Below are 25,919 nucleotides of genomic sequence, written 5' to 3'. Positions count from 1 at the left end.
TTCACCATTTCTCGGCAGCCCCCTTCATGGTGACGCTTGATCACCTGGCTCTAGGCTGTCCGCCGTGCTCTCCACGAAGCCCCGCCGCGTGTTCGCCAGGAGCGCCGTCAGGCCCCCGTGGTCGGCGGCGGCCTGGCGGGACACCCGGTTCCTCGCCGCCGGGATCCCGCTCGCCCTGCCCGCCTGGATGCTGGCCATCACCCCGAAGGTGCAGCTGATCGTCCTGGGCGTGATCCTGCTCTCCGTCCGCCCGCTCACCACCGCGCAGCGCGGCCGGCTGCGCGCGCTGCGCGGGGTGGAGATCCCGCCGCTGCTGCGGCCCGCCGGAATGCCGGCCGGCCTGCTCGTCAGGCTGCGCACCGCCGTCAGCTGGCGGCAGGTCGGCTACCACCTGGTGGTCGGCCCGCTGGTCGCGCTCGCCGGGACCACCGTCATGTACGGCTGGGGCGCGGCCCTGGCGGCCTCGACGGTCTTCGGCTGGGCCTGGCTGATGCCGGCCGGCTCACCGGTCCACGAGCACTGGGCCGATCTGGACGTCGCGCTCACCGTCGGCGGCCTGCTGCTGCTCGTGGTGCTGCCCGCAGCGGCCGGCCTGCTGGCCTGGCTGGACGAGGCGATCGCGGTGCGGATGCTCGGCCCGGGCCGCACCGCCGAGCTGGAGCACCGGATCGAGGAGGTGGTCGAGAGCCGGGCCGGACTGGTCGACGCGGTCGACGCCGAGCGCCGCCGGATCGAGCGCGACCTGCACGACGGCACCCAGCAGCGGCTCACCTCGCTCGCCATGAACCTCGGCCTGGCCCGCCGCACCCTCAAGGACGTCCCGCCCGAGGCGATGCAGGTGATCGTCGAGGCGCACCAGGAGGCCCAGGCGGCCATCGACGAGCTGCGCGACCTGGTCCGCGGCCTGCACCCGGCCGTCCTGGAGGACCGCGGGCTGGACGCGGCGCTCTCCGGGATCGCCGCCCGCGCCCCGCTGCCGGTCCGGCTGGACGTCGAGGTGGCCGAGCGGATAGCCCCGACCGTCGAGGCGGTCGCCTACTTCACCGTCTCCGAGGCACTGACCAACGTGGCCAAGCACGCCCGGGCCACCCGGGCGGACGTCTCGGTGCGGACGGCCGGCGGCCGGCTGCGCCTGGTCGTCAGCGACGACGGCGTGGGCGGGGCGGACGCCGCGCGCGGCACCGGCCTGACCGGTCTGCGCCAGCGCACCGCCTCGGTCGACGGGTCCCTGTCCGTGCTCAGCCCCGTCGGGGGCCCGACCACCATCACCGTGGAGTTGCCGTGCGTGCTGTGATCGCCGAGGATTCCGTCCTGCTCAGGGTCGGCCTGGTCAAGGTCCTGGAGGCGGTGGGCTACGAGGTGGCCGCCGCGGTCGGGGACGCCGAGGAGCTGCTCGCCGCGGTGCAGGAGCACCGCCCGCAGGTGGTGGTGGCCGACGTCCGGATGCCGCCCGGCTACACGGACGAGGGGGTGCGGGCCGCGCTGCTGATCCGCCGGCAGTGGCCGGAGGTGGCGGTGCTGCTGCTCTCCCAGTTCGTGGAGGAGCGGTATGCCGCGGACCTGCTGACCAGCAATACCAGTGGCGTCGGCTACCTGCTCAAGCAGCGGGTGGCCAACGTCGACGACTTCGTGGACGCGCTGCAGCGGGTCGCCGAGGGCGGTACCGCGCTGGACCCGGAGGTGGTCGCCCAGCTGCTGGTGCGCCGCCACCGCGATCCGATGGAGCGGCTGACCCCGCGCGAGCGGGACGTGCTCGCGCTGATGGCGGAGGGCCGCTCGAACGCCGCCATCGCCGCCGCCCTGGTGGTCAGCGACAGCGCGGTGGCCAAGCACATCAACTCGATCTTCGCCAAGCTCGACCTGCCGCCCGCCGACGAGAGCCACCGGCGGGTGCTGGCGGTTCTGCGCTTCCTGGAAGTGGGATGACGATGACGACGGCGGGGACGACGGCCACCGGGCCGGCGGGGGCGGCGTCCGGCGGGACGCCGGCCGACGCGCGGGAGCGGGCGCCGGAGCCCGCCCGCCGCACCCGCGGCCGCCGGACCTGGCGGCTGCTCGGCACGCTCGCGCTCCTCATGGTGCTGGTCGTCGGCTTCGTGCAGACCTGGGCGATGGCCGTGCAGCAGCGCACCCGCTCGGAGCGGTCCTACCCGGTCGCGGTGACCAAGGTGCGGCTGGACACGGGCAACGCCACGGTCCGGATCCGCCCCGGGCAGGAGGGCCGGGTGGTGGTGCGCGAGTACCTGAACTGGAAGATCCGGACGCCGGTGGTCACGACGCAGTTCGACCAGGGCCTGCTCGACGTCCGGATGCGCTGCGACCGGGTGCTGTCGGCGGTCGGGGACTTCGGCTGCGGCGCGGTGATCGAGCTGGACGTGCCGCCCGGAGTCGCGGTGACCGGCAAGCTGTCCAGTGGAAGCGTCCACGTCGCGGGGGTGGCGGGTGAGGTCAGTCTGCTCTCCACCTCGGGCGAGGTCCTGCTGACCGACGTGTCCGGCCCGGTGACCGTCCGCACCACCTCCGGCTCGGTGCGCGGCAGCCACCTCACCTCCCCGGACGTCAACGTCGCCGCGACCTCGGGTTCGATGGAACTGGGCTTCGCCGCCGTCCCGAGGATCGTGGACATCGGGGTGACCTCCGGGACGGTGGTCCTGGGCCTGCCCCGGGGATCCCGCTACGACTTCGACGGCGGGGCGTCCCCGCTGGCGCTCGGCGAAATCGACCCGGCGCTGGCCGACCGCTCCAGCCCGAACAAGATCAGGGTCTCGGTCAGCTCCGGCTCGGTGTCGGTCTTCGCGAAGGACGTCGACGACGACGGGTGGCCCCGATGGACCCCCCGATGAGCGCCCCTGCGGGGTGACCCCGGGGGGGGGGACCCCGCGGGGACCGGTCCGCCGCCGCGAGGCCCGGGAACGAGGGCCCCGGGCGGCTCGGCCGGGTGGGGGACAATGAAGAGTCCCCCACCCGCCGTCCCCGAGGTCAGCCGCGCATGACAGTCCCGCCCGCACCCATCGAGCCGAGCACCGCGACGGTCACCGCGACCGGCCCCGCCGACGGCGACACCACTGCGGCGGCCGGCGCCCCCGTGGCCGCCGCCACCGCCGCCGAGTTCGCGCCGCTGTCCATCGGCCCGCTGGAGGTCTGGCCGCCCGTCGTACTGGCCCCGATGGCCGGCATCACCAACGCGCCGTTCCGCACCCTGTGCCGTGAGCAGAGCGGCGGCAAGGGCCTCTACGTCTCCGAGATGATCACCACCAGGGCCCTGGTCGAGCGCAACGCCAAGACGATGCAGCTGATCAAGTTCGACCCGAGCGAGAAGCCGCGCTCGATCCAGCTGTACGGGGTGGACCCGGTGACCGTCGGCAAGGCGGCCCGGATGATCGCCGACGAGGGCCTGGCCGACCACATCGACCTCAACTTCGGCTGCCCGGTCCCCAAGGTGACCCGCAAGGGCGGCGGCTCCGCGCTGCCGTACAAGCGCAACCTGCTGCGCGAGATCCTGCGGGAGGCGGTGGCCAACGCCGGTGACCTGCCGGTCACCATGAAGATGCGCAAGGGCATCGACGACGACCACCTCACCTACCTGGACGCCGGCCGGATCGGCGCCGAGGAGGGCGTCTCGGCGATCGCCCTGCACGGCCGCACCGCCGCCCAGCACTACGGCGGCACCGCCGACTGGTCGGCGATCGCCCGGCTGCGCGAGGCCGTCCCGGCCGGGATCCCGGTGCTCGGCAACGGGGACATCTGGTCGGCGGACGACGCGCTGCGGATGATGCGCGAGACCGGCTGCGACGGCGTGGTGGTCGGCCGCGGCTGCCTGGGCCGGCCGTGGCTGTTCAAGGACCTGGTGGCGATCTTCGAGGGCGAGGTGGACTACGCCCGCCCGACCTTCGCCGACGTGGCGCGGGCGATGGTCCGGCACGCGCAGCTGCTCGGCGAGTGGCTGGGCGACGAGGCCCGCGGCGTGATCGACTTCCGCAAGCACGTCGCCTGGTACACCAAGGGCTTCTCGGTGGGCTCGGAGCTGCGGGTGAAGCTGGCCAACTCCTCCTCGCTCGCCGAACTGGCCGAAACCCTCGCCCTGGTGGAGCAGTCGCAGTCCTGGCCTGCCGGTGCGGACGGTCCGCGCGGGCGGACCAGCGGCAACAACCGGGTCGTCCTGCCGGAAGGCTGGTTGGACGATCCGTACGACTGCGCCCGGCCGGGCGAAGATGCCGAATCGGACACCTCTGGCGGTTGATCTATACGCTCCGGCAAAAATACCCCCTTGGGGTCGATGGCCACTGCGGCCCAGCCCTCTTGGCCAATATGGCCAAGAGGGCTCCTTTTTGGCAGTCGAACATCACGGAGCGGACTCATTTCTGGACGCAGTGCGACGACAGGCGGAGCGGCTCTACGTTCGAACGCTGAGATGCGCCCGTGACGCTGGCCACATACCCTGGCGGTCGGAGGTGGCCGACAGGACGAAATGAACAAGTCGGGGGCGGATCGCTTCCCGAAGGGGAGTGGCGGCGGATCGGGCACTGAGGGTGCAGGAAATCAAGCCGGTCCGTCAGGCCGGAGCGTCCGTCGCTACGGTGCGTCCCCGTTATGTGATCTTCCGGTTTCGCCGCCTTCAAGACTTGAACGCTCGCTAGCGTCAGCCGGACGATTTCACCACCAGAGGTGAACGCCATTCAGTGCATTCGATCTAGCGGGTTACTTGCCGATCCTGGCGACGTACGCCCTATTGGCGGCGCGGAGGCGCCTTCGAAATGGGTATGTTCTCCGGCGTCAGGGCAACCGTGTGCGAGGAGACCGTCCCGTGGCGTCCCAGCAGAAGTTTGTTTACTCCTTCACTGAAGGAAACAAGGACCTCAAGGATCTTCTTGGCGGTAAGGGCGCGAACCTGGCCGAGATGACCAACCTGGGCCTTCCGGTCCCTCCGGGGTTCACCATCACCACCGAGGCCTGCAAGGTCTTCCTGGAGACCGGCAGCGAGCCCACCTCCCTGCACGAGGAGATCAGCGCCCACCTGGACGCCCTCGAGCAGGAGATGGGCAAGAAGCTCGGCCAGGCCGACGACCCGCTGCTCGTCTCGGTGCGTTCGGGTGCCAAGTTCTCCATGCCCGGCATGATGGACACGGTCCTGAACATCGGCCTCTCCGACGCCTCGGTGGCCGGTCTGGCCGCGCAGTCCGGCAACGAGCGCTTCGCCTGGGACTCCTACCGCCGCCTGGTCCAGATGTTCGGCAAGACCGTGCTGGGCGTCGACGGCGAGCTGTTCGAGGAGGCCCTGGACGAGGCCAAGCACGCCAAGGGCACCGTCAACGACCTGGACCTGGACGCCGGCGACCTGAAGCGGCTGGTCGAGGTGTTCAAGGGCATCGTCGAGCGCGAGACCGGCCGGGCCTTCCCGCAGGAGCCGCGCGAGCAGATGGACCTCGCCGTCCACGCCGTCTTCCACTCCTGGAACGGCGACCGGGCCCGGCTCTACCGCCGCCAGGAGCGCATCCCGAACGACCTGGGCACCGCGGTCAACATCTGCACCATGGTCTTCGGCAACCTCGGCGAGGACTCCGGCACCGGTGTCGCCTTCACCCGCGACCCCTCCACCGGCACCCAGGGCGTCTACGGCGACTACCTGTCCAACGCCCAGGGCGAGGACGTCGTCGCCGGCATCCGCAACACCCTGCCGCTGGCCGAGCTGGAGAAGCTCGACAAGAAGTCGTACGACGAGCTGATGACGATCATGCAGACGCTCGAGAACCACTACCGCGACCTCTGCGACATCGAGTTCACCATCGAGCGCGGCAAGCTCTGGATGCTCCAGACCCGGGTCGGCAAGCGCACCGCCGCGGCCGCCTTCCGGATCGCCGTCCAACTGGTCGACCAGGGCCTGATCGACCTGGACGAGGCCCTGATGCGGGTCACCGGCGGTCAGCTCTCCCAGCTGATGTTCCCGCGCTTCGCCCCGAACACCGAGTCCAAGCAGATCGCCTGGGGCCTCGCCGCCTCGCCCGGCGCCGCGATCGGCAAGATCGTCTTCGACTCCTACACCGCCGTGAAGTGGTCGCGCTCCGGCGAGAAGGTCATCCTGGTCCGCCGGGAGACCAACCCGGACGACCTGGACGGCATGATCGCCGCCGAGGGCATCCTCACCTCGCGCGGCGGCAAGACCTCGCACGCCGCCGTCGTCGCCCGCGGCATGGGCAAGACCTGTGTCTGCGGCGCCGAGGAGCTGGAGGTCGACACCAAGCGCCGCCGGATGACCACCGCCGACGGCCTGGTGCTGGAGGAGGGCGACGTCGTCTCCATCGACGGTGCGACCGGCAAGGTCTACCTCGGCGAGGTCCCCGTGCTGCCCTCCCCGGTGGTCGAGTACTTCGAGGGCACCCTGCACGCCGGCGCCGACGTCCAGGGCGGCCTGGTCCAGGCCGTGCACCGGCTGATGTCGCACGCCGACGTCCGCCGCCGGCTCGCCGTGCGCGCCAACGCCGACAACGCCGAGGACGGCTCGCGCGCCCGCCGCTACGGCGCCCAGGGCATCGGCCTGTGCCGCACCGAGCACATGTTCCTCGGCGAGGAGCGCCGCAAGGAGGTCGAGCACCTGATCCTCGCGGACAACGACAAGGACCGCGAGCAGGCGCTCTCCACCCTGCTGCCGATGCAGAAGGGCGACTTCGTCGAGCTCTTCCAGGCGCTGGACGGCCTGCCCGTCACCGTCCGCCTGCTCGACCCGCCGCTGCACGAGTTCCTTCCGGACATCACCGAGCTGTCGGTGCGCGTCGCCCTCGCCGAGGCCCGCAAGGACCCCAACGAGAACGACCTGCGGCTGCTCCAGGCGGTGCACAAGCTGCACGAGCAGAACCCGATGCTCGGCCTGCGCGGCGTGCGTCTGGGCCTGGTCATCCCCGGCCTGTTCGGCATGCAGGTGCGCGCCATCGCCGAGGCCGCCGCCGAGCGCAGGCTGGCCGGCGGGGACCCGCGCCCCGAGGTCATGATCCCGCTGGTCGGCACCGTCCAGGAGCTGGAGCTGGTCCGCGACGAGTGCGAGCGCGTGCTCGCCGAGGTCGCCCAGTCCACCGGTGTCCAGCTGGACATCAAGCTGGGCACCATGATCGAGCTGCCGCGTGCCGCCGTCACGGCCGGCCAGATCGCCGAGGCCGCCGAGTTCTTCTCCTTCGGCACCAACGACCTCACCCAGACGGTCTGGGGCTTCTCCCGCGACGACGTCGAGGCCTCCTTCTTCACCGCCTACCTGGAGAAGGGCATCTTCGGGGTCTCGCCCTTCGAGACCATCGACCGCGACGGCGTCGGCTCGCTCGTCAAGCACGCCGTCGAGGCCGGCCGGGCCACCCGCCCCGACCTCAAGCTCGGCGTCTGCGGCGAGCACGGCGGCGATCCGGACTCGGTCCACTTCTTCCACCAGGTGGGGCTGGACTACGTCTCCTGCTCCCCCTTCCGGATCCCGGTGGCGCGCCTTGAGGCCGGCCGCGCCGCCATCGAGTCTGCGGGCAGCGACTCGCGCTGACGCCGGGGGGCTCCGAGCCCCCCGGCGCGGCCGGATCGCTGACCGCGTCCCCTCCATCGGGGAGGGGCGTACACCGGAGCTCGGCGCAGGAGAACCGGCGTACGTGAAGCGGCCGGGGCGGGAACGGACAACGGCGTCCGTACCCGCCCCGGCCGTGCGTGTTCCCCCGCCCGGACGGGGCGCGGCGGGTTGCCGCCGGGCCCGCCCGGCGCCCGGATGTGGCGGCGGCCACATGTGTGGCTGGCCGCGGGCGGGGCCGCCGACTGCCAAGCTGGAGCGCATGACCAGCAAGAACCGCCTGTGGACCGTCCTCGCCGTCCTGCTCTGCGCGATCGCCGCCGCAGTCGGCTACGTGGTGTCCGACGGCACCGGCGACGGCACGTCCAAGGCCGCCGCGACCTCCACCGGCCCGGCCGAGGCGTCGAGCGGCCCGTCGGCCCCCAAGCCGACCGCGTCCAAGCCCGGCGCGCCCAAGCCCTCCGCCCCGGCCACCCCGCCCCCGAGCGCCGCCGCCACCGGCTGGGTGCCGACCGACCCGGCGATGGCCGACGTCTGCCGCACCACGCTGCCCGGCCAGGCCCTCGACACCCTGGGCCTGATCGCCAAGGGCGGCCCGTACCCCTACCGCTCGGACGGCATCGTCTTCGAGAACCGCGAGAACCGCCTCCCGCGCAAGGCCTCCGGCTACTACCACGAGTTCACCGTCGTCACCCCCGGCTCCGGGGACCGCGGCGCACGCCGCGTGGTCACCGGCGACTCCGGCGAGCAGTACTGGACCGCCGACCACTACGGCACCTTCCAGGAGATCGACGCCCGCTGCTGAACCCCCGGGGGGTGCGCACAGCCGTCCCCTCGGGCGGGGTTACCGTGAGGCGCCGCGCGGGGGCGCGGGCTTTCCGGGAAGCGGTGGGGTATGAGGTTACGCAGAGTGCACGGGGTGGCCGCGGCGGTCGTCCTCACGGGCTTGCTGACGGGGTGCGCCTTCGGTACCGGGGACGGTCGGGCCGAGGACGCCGGGCCCGAACCGGAGATCGGGCAGATCATGGCGGAGCCGCTCGACGGCGCCCGGGTCGCGCTGCCGCTGGACGGCTACTCGGTCAGTGCCGAGGAATCCGCCGTCATCTTCCGGGCGATGGGCCGGGCCACCCAAACGTGCATGAGGGCCAAGGGGTTCGACTACGACCCGGGCGAGGTCCCGGTGGCCCCGCCGTCGAGCCCCTTCGATCCGGGCAGCCTCGGGCTGCTCTCGGCCGCCGCCGCCCGGCAGACCGGCTACCACAAGCCGCCCGGGCCGGCCGGTTCCGCGAACGGCACCACCGGTTCCACCGCGGCCGGGGCGGTCGAGCAGAGCGAGGCCTACCGGCAGGCGCTGACCGGCACGGCCGGCGTCGTGGACGCCGGGATCGACCGCGGGTGCATGGGCGAGATCGAGCTGCAGTTCCGGGCCGCGGGGGTCGGGAGCGGCACCGGCGACCTGGTCGGCAGCCTCCGCGCGAAGGCCTACGACCGGACCGCCGCCGACAGCCGGGTGAAGGCCGCGATCTCCGCCTGGCAGTCCTGCATGGCGGGGCTCGGCCACCACTACGACGACCCGGCGCGGGCGAGTGCGGCGGGCTGGCCGGACCCGGTCTCGGAGCGGGAGAAGGCCACAGCGGTGGCCGACATGAACTGCAAGACGCAGGTGGGGCTGCTCGGCACCTGGTACACCGTCCAGACGGCCTACCAGGAGCAGTTCATCGGTCAGAACGAGGCCGCCCTGCAGGCGGTCAAGGAGAGGTCGGCGCAGCGCGTCGCGGCGGCCCGGAAGCTGCTCGGCCAGGGGTGAGGGAGGACCGCGTCGGTCAGCGGGCCCGGCGCCAGGTGATCCGGGCGTGCGGTCCGTGCGGGCCGCCCGCGAGGAGCACGGCCAGCTCGTGCAGCACCGGGCCCGGGTCGCGGCGCAGCTGGACGGGTGTGGTGCGGACGACCGGCAGGCCGGCGGCGGTCAGCCGGTTGGCGCGGGTCAGGCTCCGCTCGTGGTCGGCCGGGCGCAGGTGCCAGGCCCGGGAGTCGATCTCCAGTGCGACACAGGCCTGCGGCCAGTAGGCGTCCGGGACGGCCAGGAACCGTCCGTCCAGGTAGAGCGGCGGGTTCCAGAGCGGCTCGGGCAGTCCGGCGCCGCGCACCGCGTCCCGTGCCTCGCCCTCGACCACCGAGCGCACGCCGGCCGTCAGCTCCTCCACCACCGAGGCCAGCCGGGGCAGCTCGCGCGCGTCCGGCCGGGCGAGCAACTGGTCGAGCAGTTCGCCGAGTTCGCAGTGCCGGCGCTGGACGGCCTCGGCGCACAGGGCGCGGAACCGGTGCCGTCCGCTCTCCCTGGGCGCGAGGTCGGCCAGCGCCCGGGCGACCGAGGCGCTCCAGAGTCCGTCGTCGCGCTCGAAGCCGCCGGGCATCGCCCCGGCGGCCCGGTGGATGCGCACGAACCCCCGGTCGGCGACCCGGCGCCGAGCGGGGATCAGCACGTCCACCTCGGCGAGGTCGGCCGGGTGCCCGGCCGAGGGCAGCCCGGCGTCGGCGAGCACGGCCGCCCCGGTGAGCAGCACCTGCCCGCCGGACGGCACGGCCGGCCCCTTGGGCCCCGCGTAGGCGAGGGCGGCCCGCAGCCGCTGGTGGGCCGTCAGCCGCCCGGTCTGCAGGCAGATCACCCGGGGCAGCACCCGTTGCCACGGCCCGCCGGCCCGCAGCCGGTGCGCGATGGTTCCGGACGGCACGCCGAGCCCGCGCAGCTGGGCGCGGGTGACGATGTGCTGCTGGTCGGCGCCGAGCAGCAGCAGCGGGTCGACGAGGGATCCGGCGCTGGTCATGCCGGGGTGGTTCCCGCCCGGATCGGGGGTATGCGGAACATCGCCCGCGGGGGGCTGCCCGGTCAAACCAGGTTGACGCAGGACGGCGGGCGCGGTGGGCTTGCCCCCGATGACGACTCCTCACGCCGGCCCGGCGTTCGACGCGCTCGACGGCCTTTCCGTGGGCGACGCTCTCGGCGCCCGGTTCTTCGTTCCCGCCACCGCCCGCACCCACCTCGCCGCCCGCAACGGCAGCCGGACCGGTGCCGCCGACACCGTCCCGTACGCGCTGTGGTGGGCGGTCCGGGTGGCACCCGTGCCGGGAGGCGGCCGGCGCCCGGTGTCGGCCGTGGCGGAGACGCACCCCGGGTACGTCAAGGCCCCGCTCGGACCGGACCGCCTCCGGGACCTCCTCGGCCTGGCGGCCATGGGCTACGCCTGCTGACCGCCGTCCGCCGTGTCCGGCGCCCGCGGTGGACGGCGGTGGCGGTGGCGGACGGCGGTGGCGGGCCTCAGGCCGTGATCAGGTGCCCGGCACCGCCGCCGTGTCTAAGGCACTCCTGGTTGATCGCCGGATCCGGGGCGCTCGGCGAGGTGGCGGCGGCGATCCGCAGCTCGATGATGTCCCGGACGGCCGGCCACTCGCTGTCCAGGATCGAGTAGAACGCGGTCGACCGGACCACCCCGTCCAGCCCGCGCGAGTGCGCCCGGCGGACGCCCTCGGAGGTCGCCCCGAGCCGCTCGATGGCGGTGCGCGAGCGCAGGTTGCGGGCGTCGGCGCGCAGCGAGATCCGCTGCACGCCCCACGCTTCGAAGGCGTGCCGGAGCATCAGCAGCTTGGCCTCGGTGTTGATGCCGGTGCCCTGGGCCCGCGGGGACAGCCAGGTGTTGCCGATCTCGGCGGCGTCCGGGACGGCGGTGTCCGGGTCGCCGAACGGCACACCCGGCACCGGCGGCCAGACCAGTGGTCCCTGCCAGTAGTCGAGTTCCAGGAACCGGGTGGAGCCCACCACCCGGCCGTCGGCCTGGTTCACCGTGGCGAACGGCAGCGACCGGCCGGCGGCCTGGTCGGCCAGCGCGCGCGCGATGTACTCCCGGGCCGCTTCCAGGCCGTGCGGGACGGGGGTGAAGGCGTAAGTCGTACGGTCCTCGGCGCCGGCCTTGGCGATGGCCTCGGCGTGGTGCGCGGCGAGGGGCTCCAGCCGCACGGTGCGGCCGGTGAGGATGACAGGTACGGGCACGGAACCTTCGGTCCTTCATCGGTCGGAGGGTGCAGGCCCGTGCCGGGGTGCGGCGCGGGCGAGCGATGACTGGTTCGCCCCGCCCCGAGTGCGCCCACCGGTGCCCGCGCACGCCGGAGGCCGGTCGAGCGGAGCGGGGAGCGACGGCCCGGAGACGGGCAGCGCGGTGCCGGAACGGACACGGGTCCACGGACCGGTCCGGCGGGATGAGCGAGGGGACAGTGTGCGTCCGCGAGATGGCCGAGGAGGAAACGAGAGCGCGAAGGGAAGCAGGCGGCCAGGTGAAGGCAAGATGCGTCGTGGGTGGCTGGCCGAACACCGGTCCGGGACGTGGTCGACGGCGTTACGGACGACGTGACGACGACGCGACGATGCGAGGCAGCGAGAGGACGATACCCGTAAGAAGTCGGTGCGTCACTTCGCGGCACACGAATGGCCCCCGGGGCAGCGCCCGGACGGGCCGCCGGGACCGTTCGCACCCCCCTGACCAGGGGCTTTTCCGGTGGGTGCGATCATGGTCCGGCCGCCTCGCCGAGCAGCCCGCCGCACGGCCCGCGAGCAGCCCGCCGAGCGGCCCGCCGCGGGCGGTCCGCGCAAACGGGCCCGCCCCGCCGGGAATTCCGGCGGCGCCCCGCACGCTGGACGAGGAGAGCCGGGCACGAGCCCCCGCGCGCGCCGACGCACGGGGGAGCGGACGCGGCGAACCGCGACGAGGAGAGAAACGGGGTGTGGGTGAGCGGTGCGTGATCCCCAGGCGCTGTACGAGCTGGACCAGCAGGGCGTGGCCGCGGTGGCCGCGGCGAGGGCCGCGCTGGCGGACACCGGCGCCGGCCTGGTGCTGCTCCACCACTTCGAGGGCTTCATGGACGCCGGCGAGGCGGGCGGCCAGGTGGTCGACCACCTGCTGGAGACGGGGGTCCCGCAGGTGGTGGCCCGCTTCGACCACGACCGTCTGGTGGACTACCGCGCCCGCCGCCCCGCGATGGTCTTCGACCGCGAGCACTGGGCGTCGTACGAGCCGCCGGAGATCCTGCTCCAGCTGGTCCACGACACGGCCGGCTCGCCGTTCCTGCTGCTCAGCGGGCCGGAGCCGGACGTCGAGTGGGAGCGCTTCGCGACCGCGGTCCGCGAGCTGGTCGAGCGCTTCGACGTGCGGCTGAGCCTCGACTTCCACGGCATCCCGATGGGCGTGCCGCACACCCGCCCGGTCGGCCTGACGCCGCACGGCAACCGGCTGGACCTCGCGGCCGGCTACCCGCAGTGGTTCGAGCAGGCCCAGGTGCCGGGCAGCGCCCAGGCACTGCTGGAGTACCGCCTCGCCGAGGCCGGGCACGACGTGCTGGGCTTCGCCGTGCACGTGCCGCACTACGTGGCGCGCTCGGCGTACCCGGCGGCCGCGGTGATGATCCTGGAGGCGGTGCAGTCCGCGACCGGGCTGGTGCTGCCCGGCACCCCGCTGCGCGAGCGGGTCGACGTGGTGTACGCCGACATCGAGGAGCAGCTGGCGCAGGGGGACGGCGAGCTGCGCTCGGCGATCCGCGGCATGGAGGGCCAGTACGACGCGGTGGCCGGCGCCGAGGACCGGGAGAGCCTGCTGGCCGAGCCGGTGGACCTGCCGTCGGCGGACGAGCTGGGCCGGCGCTTCGAGCAGTTCCTGGCCGAGCACGAGCGCGGGCCGGAGTAGCGGCCGGCGCGGGGAGCGGCGGAGGCCGGAGTGGAGTCCGGGGCGGCGGGCGGAGCGGAAATTCGCGCCTCCGGGCGGGATCGATCGCGCGCGCCCGTCCGTTGGGCCCTGCGGTGCCCGGGGGACGGGCCGTCGTAGGAAGAAGCGCTACCGGCTCCTACCCGGGGGGATCCCGTGCCACTGTCCGTACGCCCGACCGCCGCGCTCACCGGCGCGGTGAGCGCGGGCCTCGCCGCCGTGCTGGTGGCCGGCTGCTCCGGTTCCACCGGCCCGGCGGCCGGTCCCGAAACCGTCGCCGCGGCCGCCCCGGACGGCTCCGCGCCGCCGCGGGCCGCCGCCGTGACCACCCCGAAACCGACACCGACGCCGACGCCCACCGGGCCGTACGTGGCGCTCGGCGACTCCTACACCTCCGGTCTGAAGATCAGCCCGCAGCAGGAGGCGGAGCCGAAGGGCTGCTCCCGGTCGGCGGTCAACTACCCGTCCCTGGTGGCCAAGGCGCTCGGCCTGTCCGGAGACCGGTTCCACGACGTCAGCTGCAGCGGCGCCCGCACCGGCGACCTGACCGGCGCCCAGAGCACCGACGGCGGCAGCAACCCGCCGCAGCTGGATGCGCTCACCCCGGCCACCCGCCTGGTGACCATCGGGATCGGCGGCAACGACGCCGGCTTCATGGACGTCGTCGGCCAGTGCGCCAAGGAGAATCTGGTGGACGCGCTCAGGGGCCTGGTCGGCTCGGACCGCGCCGCCGCGCCGTGCCGCGACTCCTACGCCGCCGCGGACGGCGGCGGCGACCAGGTCCAGCGCAAGGTCGACGCGGCGGGCGAGCGGCTCGGCCAGCAGCTGAAGGAGATCAAGCGCCGCGCCCCACAGGCCCGGGTCTACGTGGTCGGCTACCCGGCGCTGCTGCCCGCCGACCCGGCGAGCTGCGTCCCGGTGCTGGGCTCCACCGTGGCCGGCGGGGACCTGGGCTTCCTGGTGGAGAAGGAGCAGCAGCTCAACACCATGCTCAAACGGCGGGCGGAGGCGGCCGGGGCGGTCTTCGTGGACCTCGCGGCCCCCTCGGCCGGCCACGACATGTGCGCCGGGGAGAGCGCCCGCTGGGTGGAGCCGCCGTTCCCGGCGCACGGCCTGGCGGCCATCCATCCGAACGCCAAGGGCCAGGAGGGCGCCGCCGAGGCCGTCCTCAAGGCGGTCCGGGGCTGAGCCCCGATCGGAGCCGGAGACAGCCCCGCCAGGCCGACGGTGGGGGCCTACGGCGCGCGGCCAAGGGTTCACGCCCCGGCCCGCGCGCCGTAGCGCGCGGCACACTTCCGCTGTCACCGCCGCGGCGTACCGTGAGGGTCATATGGACGACACCGCGCACCGCCTCACCGCAGCCCCGGCCCCGACCCCGTACGATCACGCCGCCGAGGCCCGCTGGGTACCCGAACCGGACAAGCGCCCCGGCCGTACGGCGTTCCAGCGCGACCGCGCCCGCGTGCTCCACTCCGCCGCCCTGCGCCGGCTCGCCGGCACCACCCAGGTGGTCGCCCCGATGCGCAGCGACTTCCCGCGCACCCGGCTGACCCACTCGCTGGAGTGCGCCCAGGTCGGCCGCGAGCTGGGCGCCGCGCTCGGCTGCGACCCGGACCTCGTCGAGACCGCCTGCCTGGCCCACGACATCGGCCACCCGCCGTTCGGCCACACCGGCGAGGAAGCGCTCGACCAGGCCGCCGAGGCCTGCGGCGGCTTCGAGGGCAACGCGCAGTCGCTGCGCATCCTGACCCGCCTGGAGCCCAAGCGCTTCGCCCCGCAGGACGAGGCACCCGCCCGGCTGGCCCCCTGGCCGGGCCGCAGCGTGGGCCTCAACCTGACCCGCGCCGCCCTGGACGCCGCCACCAAGTACCCCTGGACGCACGGCGCCCACCCCACCGACCCGGCCTCGCCCAAGTACGGCGTCTACGCCGATGACCTGGCGGTCTTCCGCTGGATGCGGGCCGGCTCCCCGCCCGGGCGCAAGTGCTTCGAGGCCACCGTCATGGACTGGGCCGACGACGTCGCCTACTCGACCCACGACGTCGAGGACGGCCTCCAGGCCGGCCACATCGACCCGGCCGCGCTGCGCGCCCCGGGCGAGCGCGCCGAACTGTTCAAGGTCGCCGAGCGCTACGCCCGGGACGCCGGGCCCGAGGAGCTGGCCGCCGCCCTGGACCGTCTGCTCGCCCAGGAGTGGTGGCCCGAGTCCTACGACGGCACGGCCCGCGCCCGCTCCGGGCTCAAGGACCTCACCAGCCAGCTGATCGGCCGGTTCTGCCTGGCCGCCGAGCAGGCCACCCGGGCCCGCTACGGCCCCGGCCGGCTCACCCGGTACGCGGCCGAGCTGGTGGTGCCGCGCGAGGTCCGGCTGGAGTGCGCGGTGCTCAAGGCGGTCGCCGTCCGGTACGTGATGCAGCGCGACGAGCAGGCCCAGCTGCGGGCCCGGCAGCGGATCGTGATCGCCGAGCTGGCCGAGGTCCTGGGCCGGCGCGCCCCCGAGGCGCTGGACCCGGTCTTCGCCGCGATGTACCGCGAGGCGGAGGACGACGGGGCCGCCCTGCGCACCGTGGTCGACCAGATCGCCACCCTCACCGACGCCTCGGCGCTGGCCCTGCACTCCCGGCTGGTCGGCCCGGCCCGGACCTGACCCGGGTCGCTCGCCCCGCCGTCCGGCCCGGTCGCCCCAGTAGACTTCCGGGGTGGCCGGGCGGATCAGGGACGAAGACGTGCAGGCGGTGCGGAGCGCACTGCCGATCGACGCCGTGGTCGGCGACTACGTACAGCTGACCAACGGTGGCGGCGGCGAGTACAAGGGCGTCTGCCCCTTCCACGACGAGAAGTCCGCCTCCTTCTACGTCAACCCGTCCAAGGGCGTCTTCCACTGCTTCGGCTGCCAGGAGAACGGCGACACCATCGCCTTCCTGATGAAGATCGAGCACTTCACCTTCGCCGAGGCCGTCGAGCGGATGGCCGCCCAGGCCGGCATCACCCTGCGCTACGAGGAGGGCGGCTACAGCCCCCGCCACCAGCAGGGCGAGCGCACCCGCCTGGTCGAGGCGCACAAGGTGGCCGCCGCCTGGTACCAGGAGCAGCTCGCCTCGCCCGAGGCCGAGATCGGCCGCCGCTTCCTGGCCGAGCGGGGCTTCGACGAGGAGGCCGCGAAGACCTTCGGCGTCGGCTACGCCCCGGCCGGCTGGGAGCACCTGGTCCGCTACCTGCGCGGCAAGGGGTTCAGCGACAAGGAGATCCTGCTCGGCGGCCTGGCCTCGCAGGGCCAGCGCGGCGGTCTGATCGACCGGTTCCGGGGGCGGCTGGTCTGGCCGATCCGGGACATCGCCGGCGAGGTGATCGGCTTCGGCGCCCGGCGGCTGCGCGAGGACGACAACGGGCCGAAGTACCTCAACACCCCCGAGACGCCGATCTACAAGAAGTCGCACGTGCTCTACGGCATCGACCTGGCGAAGAAGGAGATCGCCAAGTCGGGCCGGGCGGTCGTGGTCGAGGGCTACACCGACGTGATGGCCTGCCACCTGGCCGGGGTCACCACCGCGGTGGCCACCTGCGGCACCGCCTTCGCCGAGGACCACATCAAGATCATCCGCCGGCTGCTGATGGACACCTCCCAGTACCGCGGCGAGACCGTCTTCACCTTCGACGGCGACGCGGCGGGCCAGAAGGCCGCGCTGCGCGCCTTCGAGGACGACCAGAAGTTCGCCGCCAAGACCTCCATCGCGGTCAGCCCCGGCGGCATGGACCCGTGCGACCTGCGCCTGGCCAAGGGCGACGACGCGGTCCGCGAGCTGATCGACAATCCCGTCCCGCTCTTCGAGTTCGCGCTGAACTCGGCCGTCGCCAAGCACCGGGTGGACACCCCGGAGGGCCGCTCGGCGGCGCTGGAGGAGGCGGCGCCGATCGTCGCCAAGATCAAGGACCGCTCGATCCAGCACGAGTACGCCGTCCGGCTGGCCGGCATGCTCGGCATCCTGGACGAGCCGTTCGTGGTCCGCCGGGTCTCCCAGCTGGCCCGCTGGGACCGCGAGCGCCGGCAGAACCCGCGCGCCAACGGCCAGCAGCGCCGGCCCGAGCCGGCCCAGCAGGCCCGCCCGGCCCGGCCCGCCTTCGTGCTCAACCCGCGCGACCCGGCGCAGTTCGTCGAGCGCGAGCTGCTCAAGCTGGCCCTGCAACACCCGGACCTGGTCGCGCCGGCCTTCGACAACTACGGCGAGGACGAGTTCCCGACCCCGCCGTACACCGCCGTGCGCCGTGCGATCGGCCAGGCCGGCGGCGCCGCGTACGGGGCCGCGCTGGCCGACTTCACCACCGTGGTGCGCGAGGCCTGCCCGGACGACCGGGTGCGCTCGCTGGTCACCGAGCTGACCGTGGAGCCGGTGCGCTCGCGCCGCAAGGCGGACGCCGTCTACGCGGGCGAGTTCCTGGTCAAGCTGCGGATGCTGGCCGTGGACCGGCGGGTCGACGAGGTCCGCGCCCACCTCCAGCGGCTGGGCAACCGGGCCGCCCCCGAGGAACTGCACGCGGTGCAGACCGAGCTGTGGCAGCTCCAGCAGTACGGGCAGTCGCTGCGCAGCGGTGGCGCCGCCGCGTTGTAGGGGCTCGCGGGCGCTTGTAGGAGCGCGTTCAGAAAGTCCGCGCACGAGTCTCGGCCACGGAGTGTGGCGTGCCCCACACTGGAGGACGTCCTGTCTCCGTTCAGCGCGGGTCCGCCAGAGTCGCGCCAGCCCCGAGGGGATGCCCGTGGACCGAGGCCTCGCCACGACCGCCCAGCCCACCACCACCGACCCGCTCGCCCCGCCCGAGGACCACGGCCGGGCGGGGGCGCCGCTGCCGGACGGCGCCCGGGTGCCCGCCCAGGGCCTGCCGGCCGGGCACCCCGACGCCGAGCCCCCCGAGCCCGGAGACGACGCCGCCGAGGCCGAGGAGGCCGCCGAGGCCGAGGAAGCCGAGGAGGTGCCGGAGCGCCCCGGCGTCGAGCCCGGCGGCCCGGCGGCCGACCTGCTCCGCCAGTACCTCCGCGAGATCGGCCGGATCCGGCTGCTCACCGCGGCCGAGGAGGTCGACCTGGCCCGCCGGATCGAGGCCGGCCTGTTCGCCGGGGAACGGCTGGACCGTGAACCCGCGCCCGCCGTCGCACTGGCCGGCGAACTGGCCGCCCTGGTGGCGCTCGGCGGGCTCGCCAAACGCCGGCTGATCGAGGCCAACCTGCGCCTGGTGGTCTCCGTCGCCAAGCGCTACGTCGGCCGCGGGCTGACCCTGCTCGACCTGGTCCAGGAGGGCAACCTCGGCCTGATCCGGGCCGTGGAGAAGTTCGACTACACCCGTGGCTACAAGTTCTCCACCTACGCGACCTGGTGGATCCGCCAGGCGATGAGCCGCGCGCTGGCCGACCAGGCCCGCACGATCCGGGTGCCGGTGCACGTGGTCGAGCTGATCAACCGGGTGGTGCGGGTGCAGCGCTCGCTGCTCCAGGAACGCGGGACCGAGCCCGGCGCGGCCGACATCGCGGCCGTCCTGGAGCTGACCGAGGTCCGGGTGCGCGAGCTGCTCCGGCTCGCCCAGGAGCCGATCTCGCTGCACACCCCGGTCGGCGAGGAGGACGACGTCGCGCTCGGCGACCTCATCGAGGACGCCGACGCGGCCTCACCCGCCGAGTCCGCCGCCTTCCTGTTGCTGCGTCAGCACCTGGACGCGGTGCTGGCCACCCTCGGCGAGCGCGAGCGGCAGGTGGTGCAGCTCCGCTACGGCCTGGACGACGGACGGACGCGCACGCTGGAGGAGATCGGGGTGCTCTTCGGGGTGACCCGGGAGCGGATCCGCCAGATCGAGTCCAAGACCCTGGTCAAACTCCGCGACCACGCCTTCGCCGCCCAGCTCCGGGGCTACCTCGACTGAGCCGGCAGGCGGGCCCTAGTGACCTGGGTCGGACTGGCTCGGCGGCGCGGGCTGGGCCGGGTCGGTGGCGGTCGCGGTGGCCGGCTGGGTGGCCGGCGGGGTGGCCGGGCCGACCGGGATCGGGGTCGAGGCGACCACCCGGGCCAGGTCGGAGACCGGGGACGAACAGGCGGAGCCCTCCGGGTCCTTGCGCTGCCCGCAGACCTGCAGGGTGACCGTCGGATCGGCCGCGTTCACCATCCACGAGTAGTTGTCGTACCCCCAGTGGATCAGCGCGGTCTCCGACTCGCCGGCGCTGGTGGTGATGGTCGCCTGGTCGCCGGGCTGGCCCTCGCTGATCCCGGCCCAGGCCGCCTGGCACTTCTGGCTGTACCGGAGGTAGACGACGACCTTGCCGACGTTGGTGGTCAGCAGGGTCCGGGCGTCCCCGCCGCAGCCGGTCGGCCGGGGGTCCTTGTGGGCGCAGCCGAGCGCCTGACAGGTCGGGACGTCCGGGGCGGGGTTGGCGGGCACCGCGGCCGGCGAGGAGGCCGGGGGCGGCGAGGAGACCGGGGCGGACGCCGACACGGTGGCGGCGGCCTCCGCGGCGCCGTCGTCGGCGCCGTCGCCGGAGAGCACCCGCAGGCCGGCGAGGCCCAGCAGCAGCGCCACCACCACCGCGGCCGAGAGCAGGGCCACCGGAGGGCGGCGGCGCGTCGGACGGGGCGCCGGCCCGACGCCCTCCGCAGGCTCCGCGTCCGCCGCGCCCTCCGCACCTGCCGCGGCGTCAGGCTCCGTGTCCGGCAGGGTCTCCGGCTCCGCTTCCTGGTCCGCCTCCGCCTCCGCCTCCGTCGGCGCCGACGCCTCCGCCGCCGTCAGGTTCCACAGCGCCCGCAGCGCCGGGCCGTCGCACTCCACGGTCCCGATCAGCGCGTCGAGCGCCTGCTCGGTGACGATCCGCTTGCCGTTCAGCCAGCGCTCCCAGGAGGCCCGGCTGTAGTGGGTCCGGGCGGCGAGCTCGGAGAGCGAGAGCCCGGTCGTGTCCTTGACGGCGCGCAGTTCCTCCGTCAGACGTCTGGCGGGGGCGGAGAGGTCGTCCGGCAGCTGCTTCCAGGCGGAACCCATGCGGTCTCTTCCAAACATCGAGGCGGGCGGGGCGGCGGGCTGGAACGGGCGACGCCCCGCGGGGCACCGCTCCGGGCCCGGGCGGGCGTGTCCGCGTCTCAAACCTCAGCGGCCCGGCGTCCCAAAACCCAGGTCCTGGCGCTGAGACGGACGGAAGTGTCTCACAACACCGGGAAAGGCTCGAACATTCATATGGTCGTCGGGCATTGTTTTTCCGGCCGGAGCGGTTCGCCGCCCCGGTCCTTCGTCCGGGGACCGTTTCGACGGCCCGGCGACGGCCGTGCCCTGACCCCCACCGGTACGTGACAGCCTCCACGGGGGGAGGCTGCCCCGGACCGCAGGGACACGCGGCCGGGCCGACGCGTCCAGCGCGTCCGCCCGGCCGCGAGCCCCGGCCGCACCTACATCCGCGGGTGCGGCAGGGCGGCGGCGGGCGGTGCCGGGGTCAGTGATGGAAGCCCGTCCGGACCGGTACCCCGAGATCCTTGAGCGGGCCCGGCTGGCGGCGCAGCTCCGGCAGCAGCCGTTCCAGATCGCCCAGCAGCAGGTCCGCGAGGTCGCGGGAGAAGCCGTTGCGGCAGACCACCCGGAGCACCGCGAGGTCCTCCCGGTTCGCCGGGAAAGTGTACGCGGGCACCTGCCAGCCGCGCTCGCGCAGCCGGCGCGACACGTCGAAGACGTCGAACGGCACGTCGTCCGCCGTGGTGAGCGCGAACACCGGCAGCTCGTCGCCCCGGGTCAGCAGCCGGAAACCGCCGAGCCCCGCGATCCCGTCGGCCAGGTACCCGGCCACCTCCCGGCAGGCGCCCTGGACGGCCCGGAAGCCGACCCGGCCGAGCCGCAGGAAGACGTAGTACTGGGCGATCACCTCGGCGCCGGGCCGGGAGAAGTTCAGCGCGAAGGTCGGCATGTCGCCGCCCAGGTAGTTGACCTTGAACACCAGCTCCTCGGGCAGCGCCTCGTGGTCCCGCCACAGCGCCCAGCCGACGCCCGGGTAGACCAGCCCGTACTTGTGGCCGGAGGTGTTGATGGAGGCGACCCGGGGCAGCCGGAAGTCCCAGGGCAGGTCCTCGTCCAGGAACGGCGCGATCATGGCGCCGGAGGCGCCGTCCACGTGCACCGGGACGTCCAGGCCGGTGCGCCGCTGGAGGTCGTCGAGCGCGGCGCAGATCTCCGCCACCGGCTCGTAGGAGCCGTCGAAGGTCGAGCCGAGCACCCCGACCACGCCGATGGTGTTCTCGTCGCAGAGCTCCACCGCCTGCTCGGGGCCGAGGTGGAAGCGCTCGCCGTCCATCGGCGCGGTGCGGGCCTCGACCTCCCAGAAGTTGCAGAACTTCTCCCAGCAGACCTGCACATTGATGCCCATCACCAGGTTGGGCCGGGCCCCGGCCGAGTAGCGGTCGGCGTTGCGGCGGATCCAGCGCCGTTTGAGCGCCAGGCCGGCCAGCATGCAGGCCTCGCTGGAGCCGGTGGTGGAGCAGCCCACGGCGGCGTCCGGGTCGGGGGCGTGCCACAGGTGGGCGAGGATGGACACGCAGCGTCGCTCCAGTTCGGCGGTCTGCGGGTACTCGTCCTTGTCGATCATGTTCTTGTCGAGGCACTCGGTCATCAGCCGGGTGGCCTGCACCTCCATCGAGGTGCTGACGAAGGTCGCCAGGTTGAGCCGCGCGTTGCCGTCCAGCAGCAGTTCGTCGTGGATCAGCTGGTACGCCGTGTCGGCCGGTACGGGGCCGTCGGCGAGCCGGTGCAGCGGGGGCGCCAGTTCCATCGCGCCGAGCGGGTCGGCGGCGGTGCCGACGAACGGGCCGACGGTCAGCCGGCGGTCGTCGCCGGTCCCCTTGTGCAGTGCCATGGCATTCTGCCGCCCTTCCGAACGGTGGCCGCGTCGCCTTCCACGCTCCCACCGGTCGCCGGGTGACGCATCTTCACCGCTCGGGCCGTCCGTACACGCTCCGTGCACCCCCGCGTGCCCGGGCGGGGCGTCCCGGCCGGCCGTCTCAGCCGGCCGTCTCCGGGTGGACCTGCTCGCGGGCGGCCCGGTACTGCTGGCGGACCGCCGACCCGACCGGCAGGCCGTGCTCGGCGTCCGGGGTCACGGTGACGGCCTCCGGCAGGTCCCACCGCGGCGGCTCGGGCGTGCCGGCCAGTGCCCAGGCCGCCTGCCGGGCCGCGCCGCGGGCCGCGTGCGCGCCGGGCGGCGGGACCACCACCGGGACGCCGAACAGCTGCGGAGCGACGTGCCGCACCGCCGCCAGCCGCCCGGCGGCGCCCAGCAGGAACACCCGCTTCACCTCGACGCCGCGGGCGCGCAGCACGTCCAGCGCGTCCGCGCTGTTGCAGAGCATGCCCTCGACGGCGGCCCGGGCCAGGTGCTGAGGGGTCATCGACTCGGCCCGCATCCCGGTCAGCGTGCCGGCCGCGTGCGGCAGCGCGGGCGTCCGCTCGCCGTCCAGGTAGGGGAGCAGCACCAGCCCGTAGGCGCCGGGGGAGGACTGCAGGGCGAGGTCGCTGAGGCCCTCCAGGTCGCGGCCGAGCAGGGCGGCGGTGGAGCGCAGTACCTGGGCGGCGTTCAGGGTGGCGACCATCGGCAGGTGGCGCCCGGTGGCGTCGGCGAAGGAGGAGACCAGGCCGGTGGCGTCCACCACGGCCTGCTCGTGGACCGCGAAGATCGTCCCGGAGCTGCCGAGCGAGACCACCGCGTCGCCGGGGCCGAGGCCGAGGCCGAGCGCGGCGGCCATGTTGTCGCCGGTGCCGGCCGAGATGAGCAGTCCCTCGGGGGTGTGGCCGGCGGGTTCGGCGGGCCCGAGCACGTCCGGCAGCTTCAGCTCGTGGCCGAGTGCCAGCTCGACCAGGTCCTGCCGGTACTCGCCGGTGATCGGGGACCAGTAGCCGGTGCCGGAGGCGTCGCCGCGGTCGGTGGTGCGGCGCTTGGGGTGGCCGAGCAGCTGCCAGACCAACCAGTCGTGCGGCAGCAGCACCTCGGCGATCCGCCGGGCGCTGGCCGGCTCGAACTCGGCGAGCCAGCGCAGCTTGGCGACGGTGTACGCGGGGCTGGGGACGGCGCCGATCGCGGCCGTCCAGGCCGCCGGGCCGCCCAGTTCGTCCAGCAGGGCGGCCGCGGCGCCGCTGGAGCGCGGGTCGTTCCACAGGATCGCCGGGCGGACCTGCACGCCGCCGGCGTCCAGGCCGATCATGCCGTGCTGCTGCGCGCTGACGCCGATCGCCCGGACGCTCTCCAGCAGGCCGCCGGCCGCCGCGTCGCCGAGCGAGTGCAGCCAGAGCTGCGGGTCGGTCTCGCCGGGCCGGGTGTCGGGGTCCTCGGGCGCGGGGTGCGGTGCCTTGCCGGAACGCAGGACGGCCCCGGTGGCGGAGTCGCACGCGACGATCCGGGTGCGACCGGTCGAGCTGTCTATCCCCGCGACGATGGCCATAGTCGAGATCATGCCTCAGCGGGCGTCCGGGCGCGGCCCGCCCGGGCAAGTGTTGCCCGTTCGGTACCGCGCCCGGGAGCCCGCCTCCGGCCGGCCGTCACCGCCCGGTCACCCGCCCGTCACGGACGGGTGTCCGACGGGTGTCAGGCGGTGCCGCGGGCCGGTCGGGGACGCCGGTCAGGGGCGGTAGGTGCCCCAGCTGTCGTCCTCGCTCCTGGCCCGGTTGAAGTACGGCACCCGGTCGGTGACCGAGTCGGGCAGCCGGTCGCCGACCTTGCCGGCGACGGCGCCGGCGGCCTTCCCGGCGACCGCGCCGGCCTGTTGCCGGGCCTTGCCGGCGGCACCCTGGACCTTCGGGTTCTGGGTGACCTGCCGGGTCATCCTGGCGATCTGCTCGTACCGCTGGCGCCCCGCCCGCGTGCCCAGGACGTAGCCCGTCGCGAGTCCGACACCGAACGACAGCTTCCACATGGTCGGATTCCACCCTCTCCTGGCGGCCATTGCCGCATTGCCCTACCCGTCTGCCGGGACGGTGAACCGTCGGCGACCCCAGCATCCACGGACGGCGCCCCGGGCGCGCGGGGAACGCGCCGGGCGGGGCGTCCGGCCGGGGGCCGGGGAAAGCGATTGGCGGACCACCCCCCCGAGTGCGCTAATGTATGTCCCGCAGCGAGCGCCGAGGGGCCCGGGAGACCGGGAGCCGGAGCGCGAAGCTCGATCCCCCATAGCTCAATTGGCAGAGCAGCCGACTGTTAATCGGCAGGTTATTGGTTCGAGTCCAATTGGGGGAGCGCGGTGGATGCCCATCTGGTGCTGAAGCCATACGTGGTACGGGAGTTGTGTGCCGCGATCCCGCATAGCTCAATTGGCAGAGCAGCCGGCTGTTAACCGGCAGGTTTTTGGTTCGAGTCCAAATGCGGGAGCTGCGCCGGGTCCGCCCGGTGACTGCTCAGAGCGAAGGCCCCTCGGTAGACCGGGGGGCCTTCGTGTTGCCCCGGACGGTCCGGCCGGTGTGAGCCGCCTCACGTCGGTGCTGGACGTCGGCGCCTCACGCCACCGCCTGCTGGAAGAGCTCGGTGACCCGCTCGTCGAAGGTGACGCTGTACGAGGTGCCCGGCGTCTCGCCGCCCTCCTGGTAGCCGCCGATCACCCCGATCACCCGGCCGTTGGTGGTGAGCCAGGGGCTGCCGCTGGTGCCGTCGGTGTAGCCGGCGCAGTCGAACCGCTCCTGGGTGGGGCTCTGCGAGGCGGTCAGGCCCGAGCAGGTGATCGGCTCGTCGCGCTCGTTGGGGTAGCCGGTGACCGAGACCGCCAGGCCGAAGCCCTGGTCGGTGCCGAGCGGGTTGCCGCCGACCGCGTCCTCGACCTGCCGGCCGCCCAGCGGGCCCACGGTGACGAACGCCACGTCGTAGTCGGGGTCGGCGCCGGCGGACCAGCGGGGATCGACGGTGACCGACCTCACCGGCCAACTCCCGTACGGCGAGTATCCGTTGCGGTAGCCGGGGGTGAACACCAGGCCGTCCAGCAGACCGATCCGGTGGTTCTGCACGCAGTGCGCGGCGGTCACCAGCAGATTGCGCCGCGGACTCTGCACCACGCTCGCCGTGCACGCCCGGGGCCCCTGCGCGGTGTGCACCGACAGCGTGCCGACCCGGTCCCAGGCCGGGTTCTGCGGGGCCACCTCCGCCGTCCGTCCGTCGCCCTTGCCCCCGCCGCACGCGATCGCGGTGGCCAGCAGCAGGGCCGCCACCACGACCGTCCTCGCGGCGTGCGCGGTGCGGACCGGGCGGGAGGGCATCCGGGGCTCCGTCTCCTCCTCGGGGCGGACGCGACCGTCCACGCTTCTCCGCCGTTCGGGACCAAGATCTACCAGTCCGGCGCGGCCGGCGCCACCGTCGTCCGCCCGCCCGCGCACCCGTGCGCGCCCCCGGCGCGCACCACGGGTGATCGACCGGCTATGCTGCCCGGGACGGCCTTCCGGGGCCGTCTGCTGCTGCCGCGACCGGCCTGCCGTCGCGTGCCGCGAACCGGGGCGGTAGCTCAGCCGGTTAGAGCAGGGGACTCATAATCCCTTGGTCGTGGGTTCGAGTCCCACCCGCCCCACCTTCCGTACCCGCGCGAGCGGCCCCCTGGCTGGGAAAACCCTAGGGGATCGGGCCTGCTGCCACGTGGCGACGCGCCAGAATTCACCCGGACGAT

20 protein-coding genes and 3 tRNA genes are annotated in these 25,919 nt (G+C 74.0%); 16 read left to right on the top strand and 7 right to left on the bottom strand.

Annotated features, from left to right (window positions below):
* The first annotated feature begins 64 nt into the window (after window positions 1-64).
* From ABZW10_RS32150 to ABZW10_RS32120, 7 genes are all read left to right on the top strand, one after another.
* Window positions 65-1,294, top strand: a complete 1,230-nt coding sequence (locus tag ABZW10_RS32150) for a histidine kinase (protein WP_355373024.1) — start codon at window positions 65-67, stop codon at window positions 1,292-1,294.
* Window positions 1,282-1,926, top strand: a complete 645-nt coding sequence (locus ABZW10_RS32145; RefSeq protein WP_355373022.1) for a response regulator transcription factor — start codon at window positions 1,282-1,284, stop codon at window positions 1,924-1,926. The genes ABZW10_RS32150 and ABZW10_RS32145 overlap by 13 nt, the downstream gene beginning before the upstream one ends.
* On the top strand, window positions 1,923-2,843 hold the full coding sequence (locus ABZW10_RS32140; RefSeq protein ID WP_355373020.1) for a DUF4097 family beta strand repeat-containing protein: 921 nt from the start codon (window positions 1,923-1,925) through the stop codon (window positions 2,841-2,843). Before ABZW10_RS32145 ends, ABZW10_RS32140 begins: the two co-directional genes overlap by 4 nt.
* 323 nt (window positions 2,844-3,166) lie before the next feature.
* Entirely contained in the window at window positions 3,167-4,240 is a 1,074-nt protein-coding gene (dusB, locus tag ABZW10_RS32135) for a tRNA dihydrouridine synthase DusB (protein ID WP_355373070.1), read from the top strand.
* Window positions 4,241-4,804: 564 nt separating this feature from the next.
* On the top strand, window positions 4,805-7,513 hold the full coding sequence (gene ppdK / locus ABZW10_RS32130; protein WP_355373018.1) for a pyruvate, phosphate dikinase: 2,709 nt from the start codon (window positions 4,805-4,807) through the stop codon (window positions 7,511-7,513).
* A gap of 280 nt (window positions 7,514-7,793) precedes the next feature.
* Window positions 7,794-8,336, top strand: a complete 543-nt coding sequence (locus ABZW10_RS32125) for a ribonuclease domain-containing protein (RefSeq protein WP_355373015.1) — start codon at window positions 7,794-7,796, stop codon at window positions 8,334-8,336.
* A 90-nt stretch (window positions 8,337-8,426) separates the two neighbouring features.
* On the top strand, window positions 8,427-9,338 hold the full coding sequence (locus ABZW10_RS32120; protein WP_355373013.1) for a hypothetical protein: 912 nt from the start codon (window positions 8,427-8,429) through the stop codon (window positions 9,336-9,338).
* Between the two features lie 16 nt (window positions 9,339-9,354).
* On the opposite strand, the gene ABZW10_RS32115 is transcribed toward ABZW10_RS32120, so the two are convergent.
* Window positions 9,355-10,356, bottom strand: a complete 1,002-nt coding sequence (locus tag ABZW10_RS32115; protein ID WP_355373010.1) for a hypothetical protein — start codon at window positions 10,354-10,356, stop codon at window positions 9,355-9,357.
* 109 nt (window positions 10,357-10,465) lie between these two features.
* Here ABZW10_RS32115 and ABZW10_RS32110 point away from each other — a divergent pair, with 109 nt between their 5' ends.
* Window positions 10,466-10,780 (top strand): hypothetical protein, encoded by a 315-nt coding sequence (locus tag ABZW10_RS32110; RefSeq protein ID WP_355373007.1) that lies wholly within the window; start codon window positions 10,466-10,468, stop codon window positions 10,778-10,780.
* A 67-nt stretch (window positions 10,781-10,847) separates the two neighbouring features.
* Here the strand turns inward: ABZW10_RS32110 and ABZW10_RS32105 are convergent, their stop codons facing one another.
* Complete coding sequence (locus ABZW10_RS32105; RefSeq protein ID WP_344325279.1) at window positions 10,848-11,576, bottom strand: GNAT family protein; 729 nt, start codon at window positions 11,574-11,576, stop codon at window positions 10,848-10,850.
* Window positions 11,577-12,315: 739 nt separating this feature from the next.
* Between ABZW10_RS32105 and ABZW10_RS32100 the strand changes: the two genes are divergently transcribed.
* The 5 genes from ABZW10_RS32100 (at window position 12,316) to ABZW10_RS32080 (ending at window position 19,185) form a co-directional block, all read left to right on the top strand.
* Complete coding sequence (locus tag ABZW10_RS32100) at window positions 12,316-13,260, top strand: PAC2 family protein (protein WP_355373004.1); 945 nt, start codon at window positions 12,316-12,318, stop codon at window positions 13,258-13,260.
* A gap of 174 nt (window positions 13,261-13,434) precedes the next feature.
* The gene (locus tag ABZW10_RS32095) at window positions 13,435-14,466 is read left to right on the top strand and encodes an SGNH/GDSL hydrolase family protein (RefSeq protein WP_355373001.1); all 1,032 of its coding nucleotides are present in this window, start codon (window positions 13,435-13,437) and stop codon (window positions 14,464-14,466) included.
* A gap of 142 nt (window positions 14,467-14,608) precedes the next feature.
* A complete protein-coding gene (locus ABZW10_RS32090) occupies window positions 14,609-15,925 on the top strand; it encodes a deoxyguanosinetriphosphate triphosphohydrolase (protein ID WP_355372998.1) in 1,317 nt (438 codons plus the stop codon).
* A gap of 52 nt (window positions 15,926-15,977) precedes the next feature.
* Complete coding sequence (gene dnaG, locus ABZW10_RS32085; RefSeq protein ID WP_355372995.1) at window positions 15,978-17,885, top strand: DNA primase; 1,908 nt, start codon at window positions 15,978-15,980, stop codon at window positions 17,883-17,885.
* Window positions 17,886-18,024: 139 nt separating this feature from the next.
* Window positions 18,025-19,185 carry an RNA polymerase sigma factor gene (locus ABZW10_RS32080; protein WP_355372992.1) on the top strand — a complete coding sequence of 387 codons (1,161 nt, stop codon included), beginning with the start codon at window positions 18,025-18,027 and terminating at the stop codon, window positions 19,183-19,185.
* Between the two features lie 15 nt (window positions 19,186-19,200).
* Here ABZW10_RS32080 and ABZW10_RS32075 read toward each other — a convergent pair whose 3' ends face one another.
* From ABZW10_RS32075 to ABZW10_RS32060, 4 genes are all read right to left on the bottom strand, one after another.
* Window positions 19,201-20,289 carry a DUF2690 domain-containing protein gene (locus ABZW10_RS32075; RefSeq protein ID WP_355372989.1) on the bottom strand — a complete coding sequence of 363 codons (1,089 nt, stop codon included), beginning with the start codon at window positions 20,287-20,289 and terminating at the stop codon, window positions 19,201-19,203.
* Between the two features lie 445 nt (window positions 20,290-20,734).
* On the bottom strand, window positions 20,735-22,141 hold the full coding sequence (locus ABZW10_RS32070) for a glutamate decarboxylase (protein WP_355372986.1): 1,407 nt from the start codon (window positions 22,139-22,141) through the stop codon (window positions 20,735-20,737).
* Between the two features lie 145 nt (window positions 22,142-22,286).
* Window positions 22,287-23,720: an FGGY family carbohydrate kinase gene (locus ABZW10_RS32065; RefSeq protein WP_355372984.1), complete on the bottom strand. Its 1,434-nt coding sequence runs from the start codon at window positions 23,718-23,720 to the stop codon at window positions 22,287-22,289.
* 177 nt (window positions 23,721-23,897) lie between these two features.
* The gene (locus tag ABZW10_RS32060) at window positions 23,898-24,191 is read right to left on the bottom strand and encodes a hypothetical protein (RefSeq protein ID WP_355372982.1); all 294 of its coding nucleotides are present in this window, start codon (window positions 24,189-24,191) and stop codon (window positions 23,898-23,900) included.
* A gap of 247 nt (window positions 24,192-24,438) precedes the next feature.
* Here ABZW10_RS32060 and ABZW10_RS32055 point away from each other — a divergent pair.
* A tRNA-Asn gene (locus tag ABZW10_RS32055) sits at window positions 24,439-24,511 on the top strand.
* Between the two features lie 59 nt (window positions 24,512-24,570).
* A tRNA-Asn gene (locus ABZW10_RS32050) sits at window positions 24,571-24,643 on the top strand.
* 125 nt (window positions 24,644-24,768) lie between these two features.
* Here ABZW10_RS32050 and ABZW10_RS32045 read toward each other — a convergent pair.
* A complete protein-coding gene (locus ABZW10_RS32045) occupies window positions 24,769-25,560 on the bottom strand; it encodes a trypsin-like peptidase domain-containing protein (RefSeq protein ID WP_355372979.1) in 792 nt (263 codons plus the stop codon).
* 189 nt (window positions 25,561-25,749) lie between these two features.
* On the opposite strand from ABZW10_RS32045, the gene ABZW10_RS32040 reads away from it, so the two are divergent.
* Window positions 25,750-25,823: transfer RNA gene (locus tag ABZW10_RS32040), tRNA-Ile, on the top strand.
* Window positions 25,824-25,919: the final 96 nt, after the last annotated feature.

The sequence above is a fragment of the Kitasatospora sp. NPDC004723 genome, from assembly GCF_040609255.1.
Lineage (GTDB): Bacteria > Actinomycetota > Actinomycetes > Streptomycetales > Streptomycetaceae > Kitasatospora.
This window is presented reverse-complemented; position numbering and strand designations above follow the sequence as displayed.

Bases quoted from the DNA above. Each gene is read 5' to 3' on its own strand.
- ABZW10_RS32125 (WP_355373015.1), top strand. From the start codon at position 7,794: ATGACCAGCAAGAACCGCCTGTGGACCGTCCTCGCCGTCCTGCTCTGC.
- ABZW10_RS32075 (WP_355372989.1), bottom strand. From the start codon at position 20,289: ATGGGTTCCGCCTGGAAGCAGCTGCCGGACGACCTCTCCGCCCCCGCC.
- dusB (WP_355373070.1), top strand. From the start codon at position 3,167: ATGGCCGGCATCACCAACGCGCCGTTCCGCACCCTGTGCCGTGAGCAG.
- ABZW10_RS32080 (WP_355372992.1), top strand. From the start codon at position 18,025: ATGCCCGTGGACCGAGGCCTCGCCACGACCGCCCAGCCCACCACCACC.
- ABZW10_RS32115 (WP_355373010.1), bottom strand. From the start codon at position 10,356: ATGACCAGCGCCGGATCCCTCGTCGACCCGCTGCTGCTGCTCGGCGCC.
- ABZW10_RS32065 (WP_355372984.1), bottom strand. From the start codon at position 23,720: ATGGCCATCGTCGCGGGGATAGACAGCTCGACCGGTCGCACCCGGATC.
- ABZW10_RS32090 (WP_355372998.1), top strand. From the start codon at position 14,609: ATGGACGACACCGCGCACCGCCTCACCGCAGCCCCGGCCCCGACCCCG.
- ABZW10_RS32070 (WP_355372986.1), bottom strand. From the start codon at position 22,141: ATGGCACTGCACAAGGGGACCGGCGACGACCGCCGGCTGACCGTCGGC.
- ABZW10_RS32120 (WP_355373013.1), top strand. From the start codon at position 8,427: ATGAGGTTACGCAGAGTGCACGGGGTGGCCGCGGCGGTCGTCCTCACG.
- ABZW10_RS32060 (WP_355372982.1), bottom strand. From the start codon at position 24,191: ATGTGGAAGCTGTCGTTCGGTGTCGGACTCGCGACGGGCTACGTCCTG.
- ABZW10_RS32140 (WP_355373020.1), top strand. From the start codon at position 1,923: ATGACGATGACGACGGCGGGGACGACGGCCACCGGGCCGGCGGGGGCG.
- ABZW10_RS32110 (WP_355373007.1), top strand. From the start codon at position 10,466: ATGACGACTCCTCACGCCGGCCCGGCGTTCGACGCGCTCGACGGCCTT.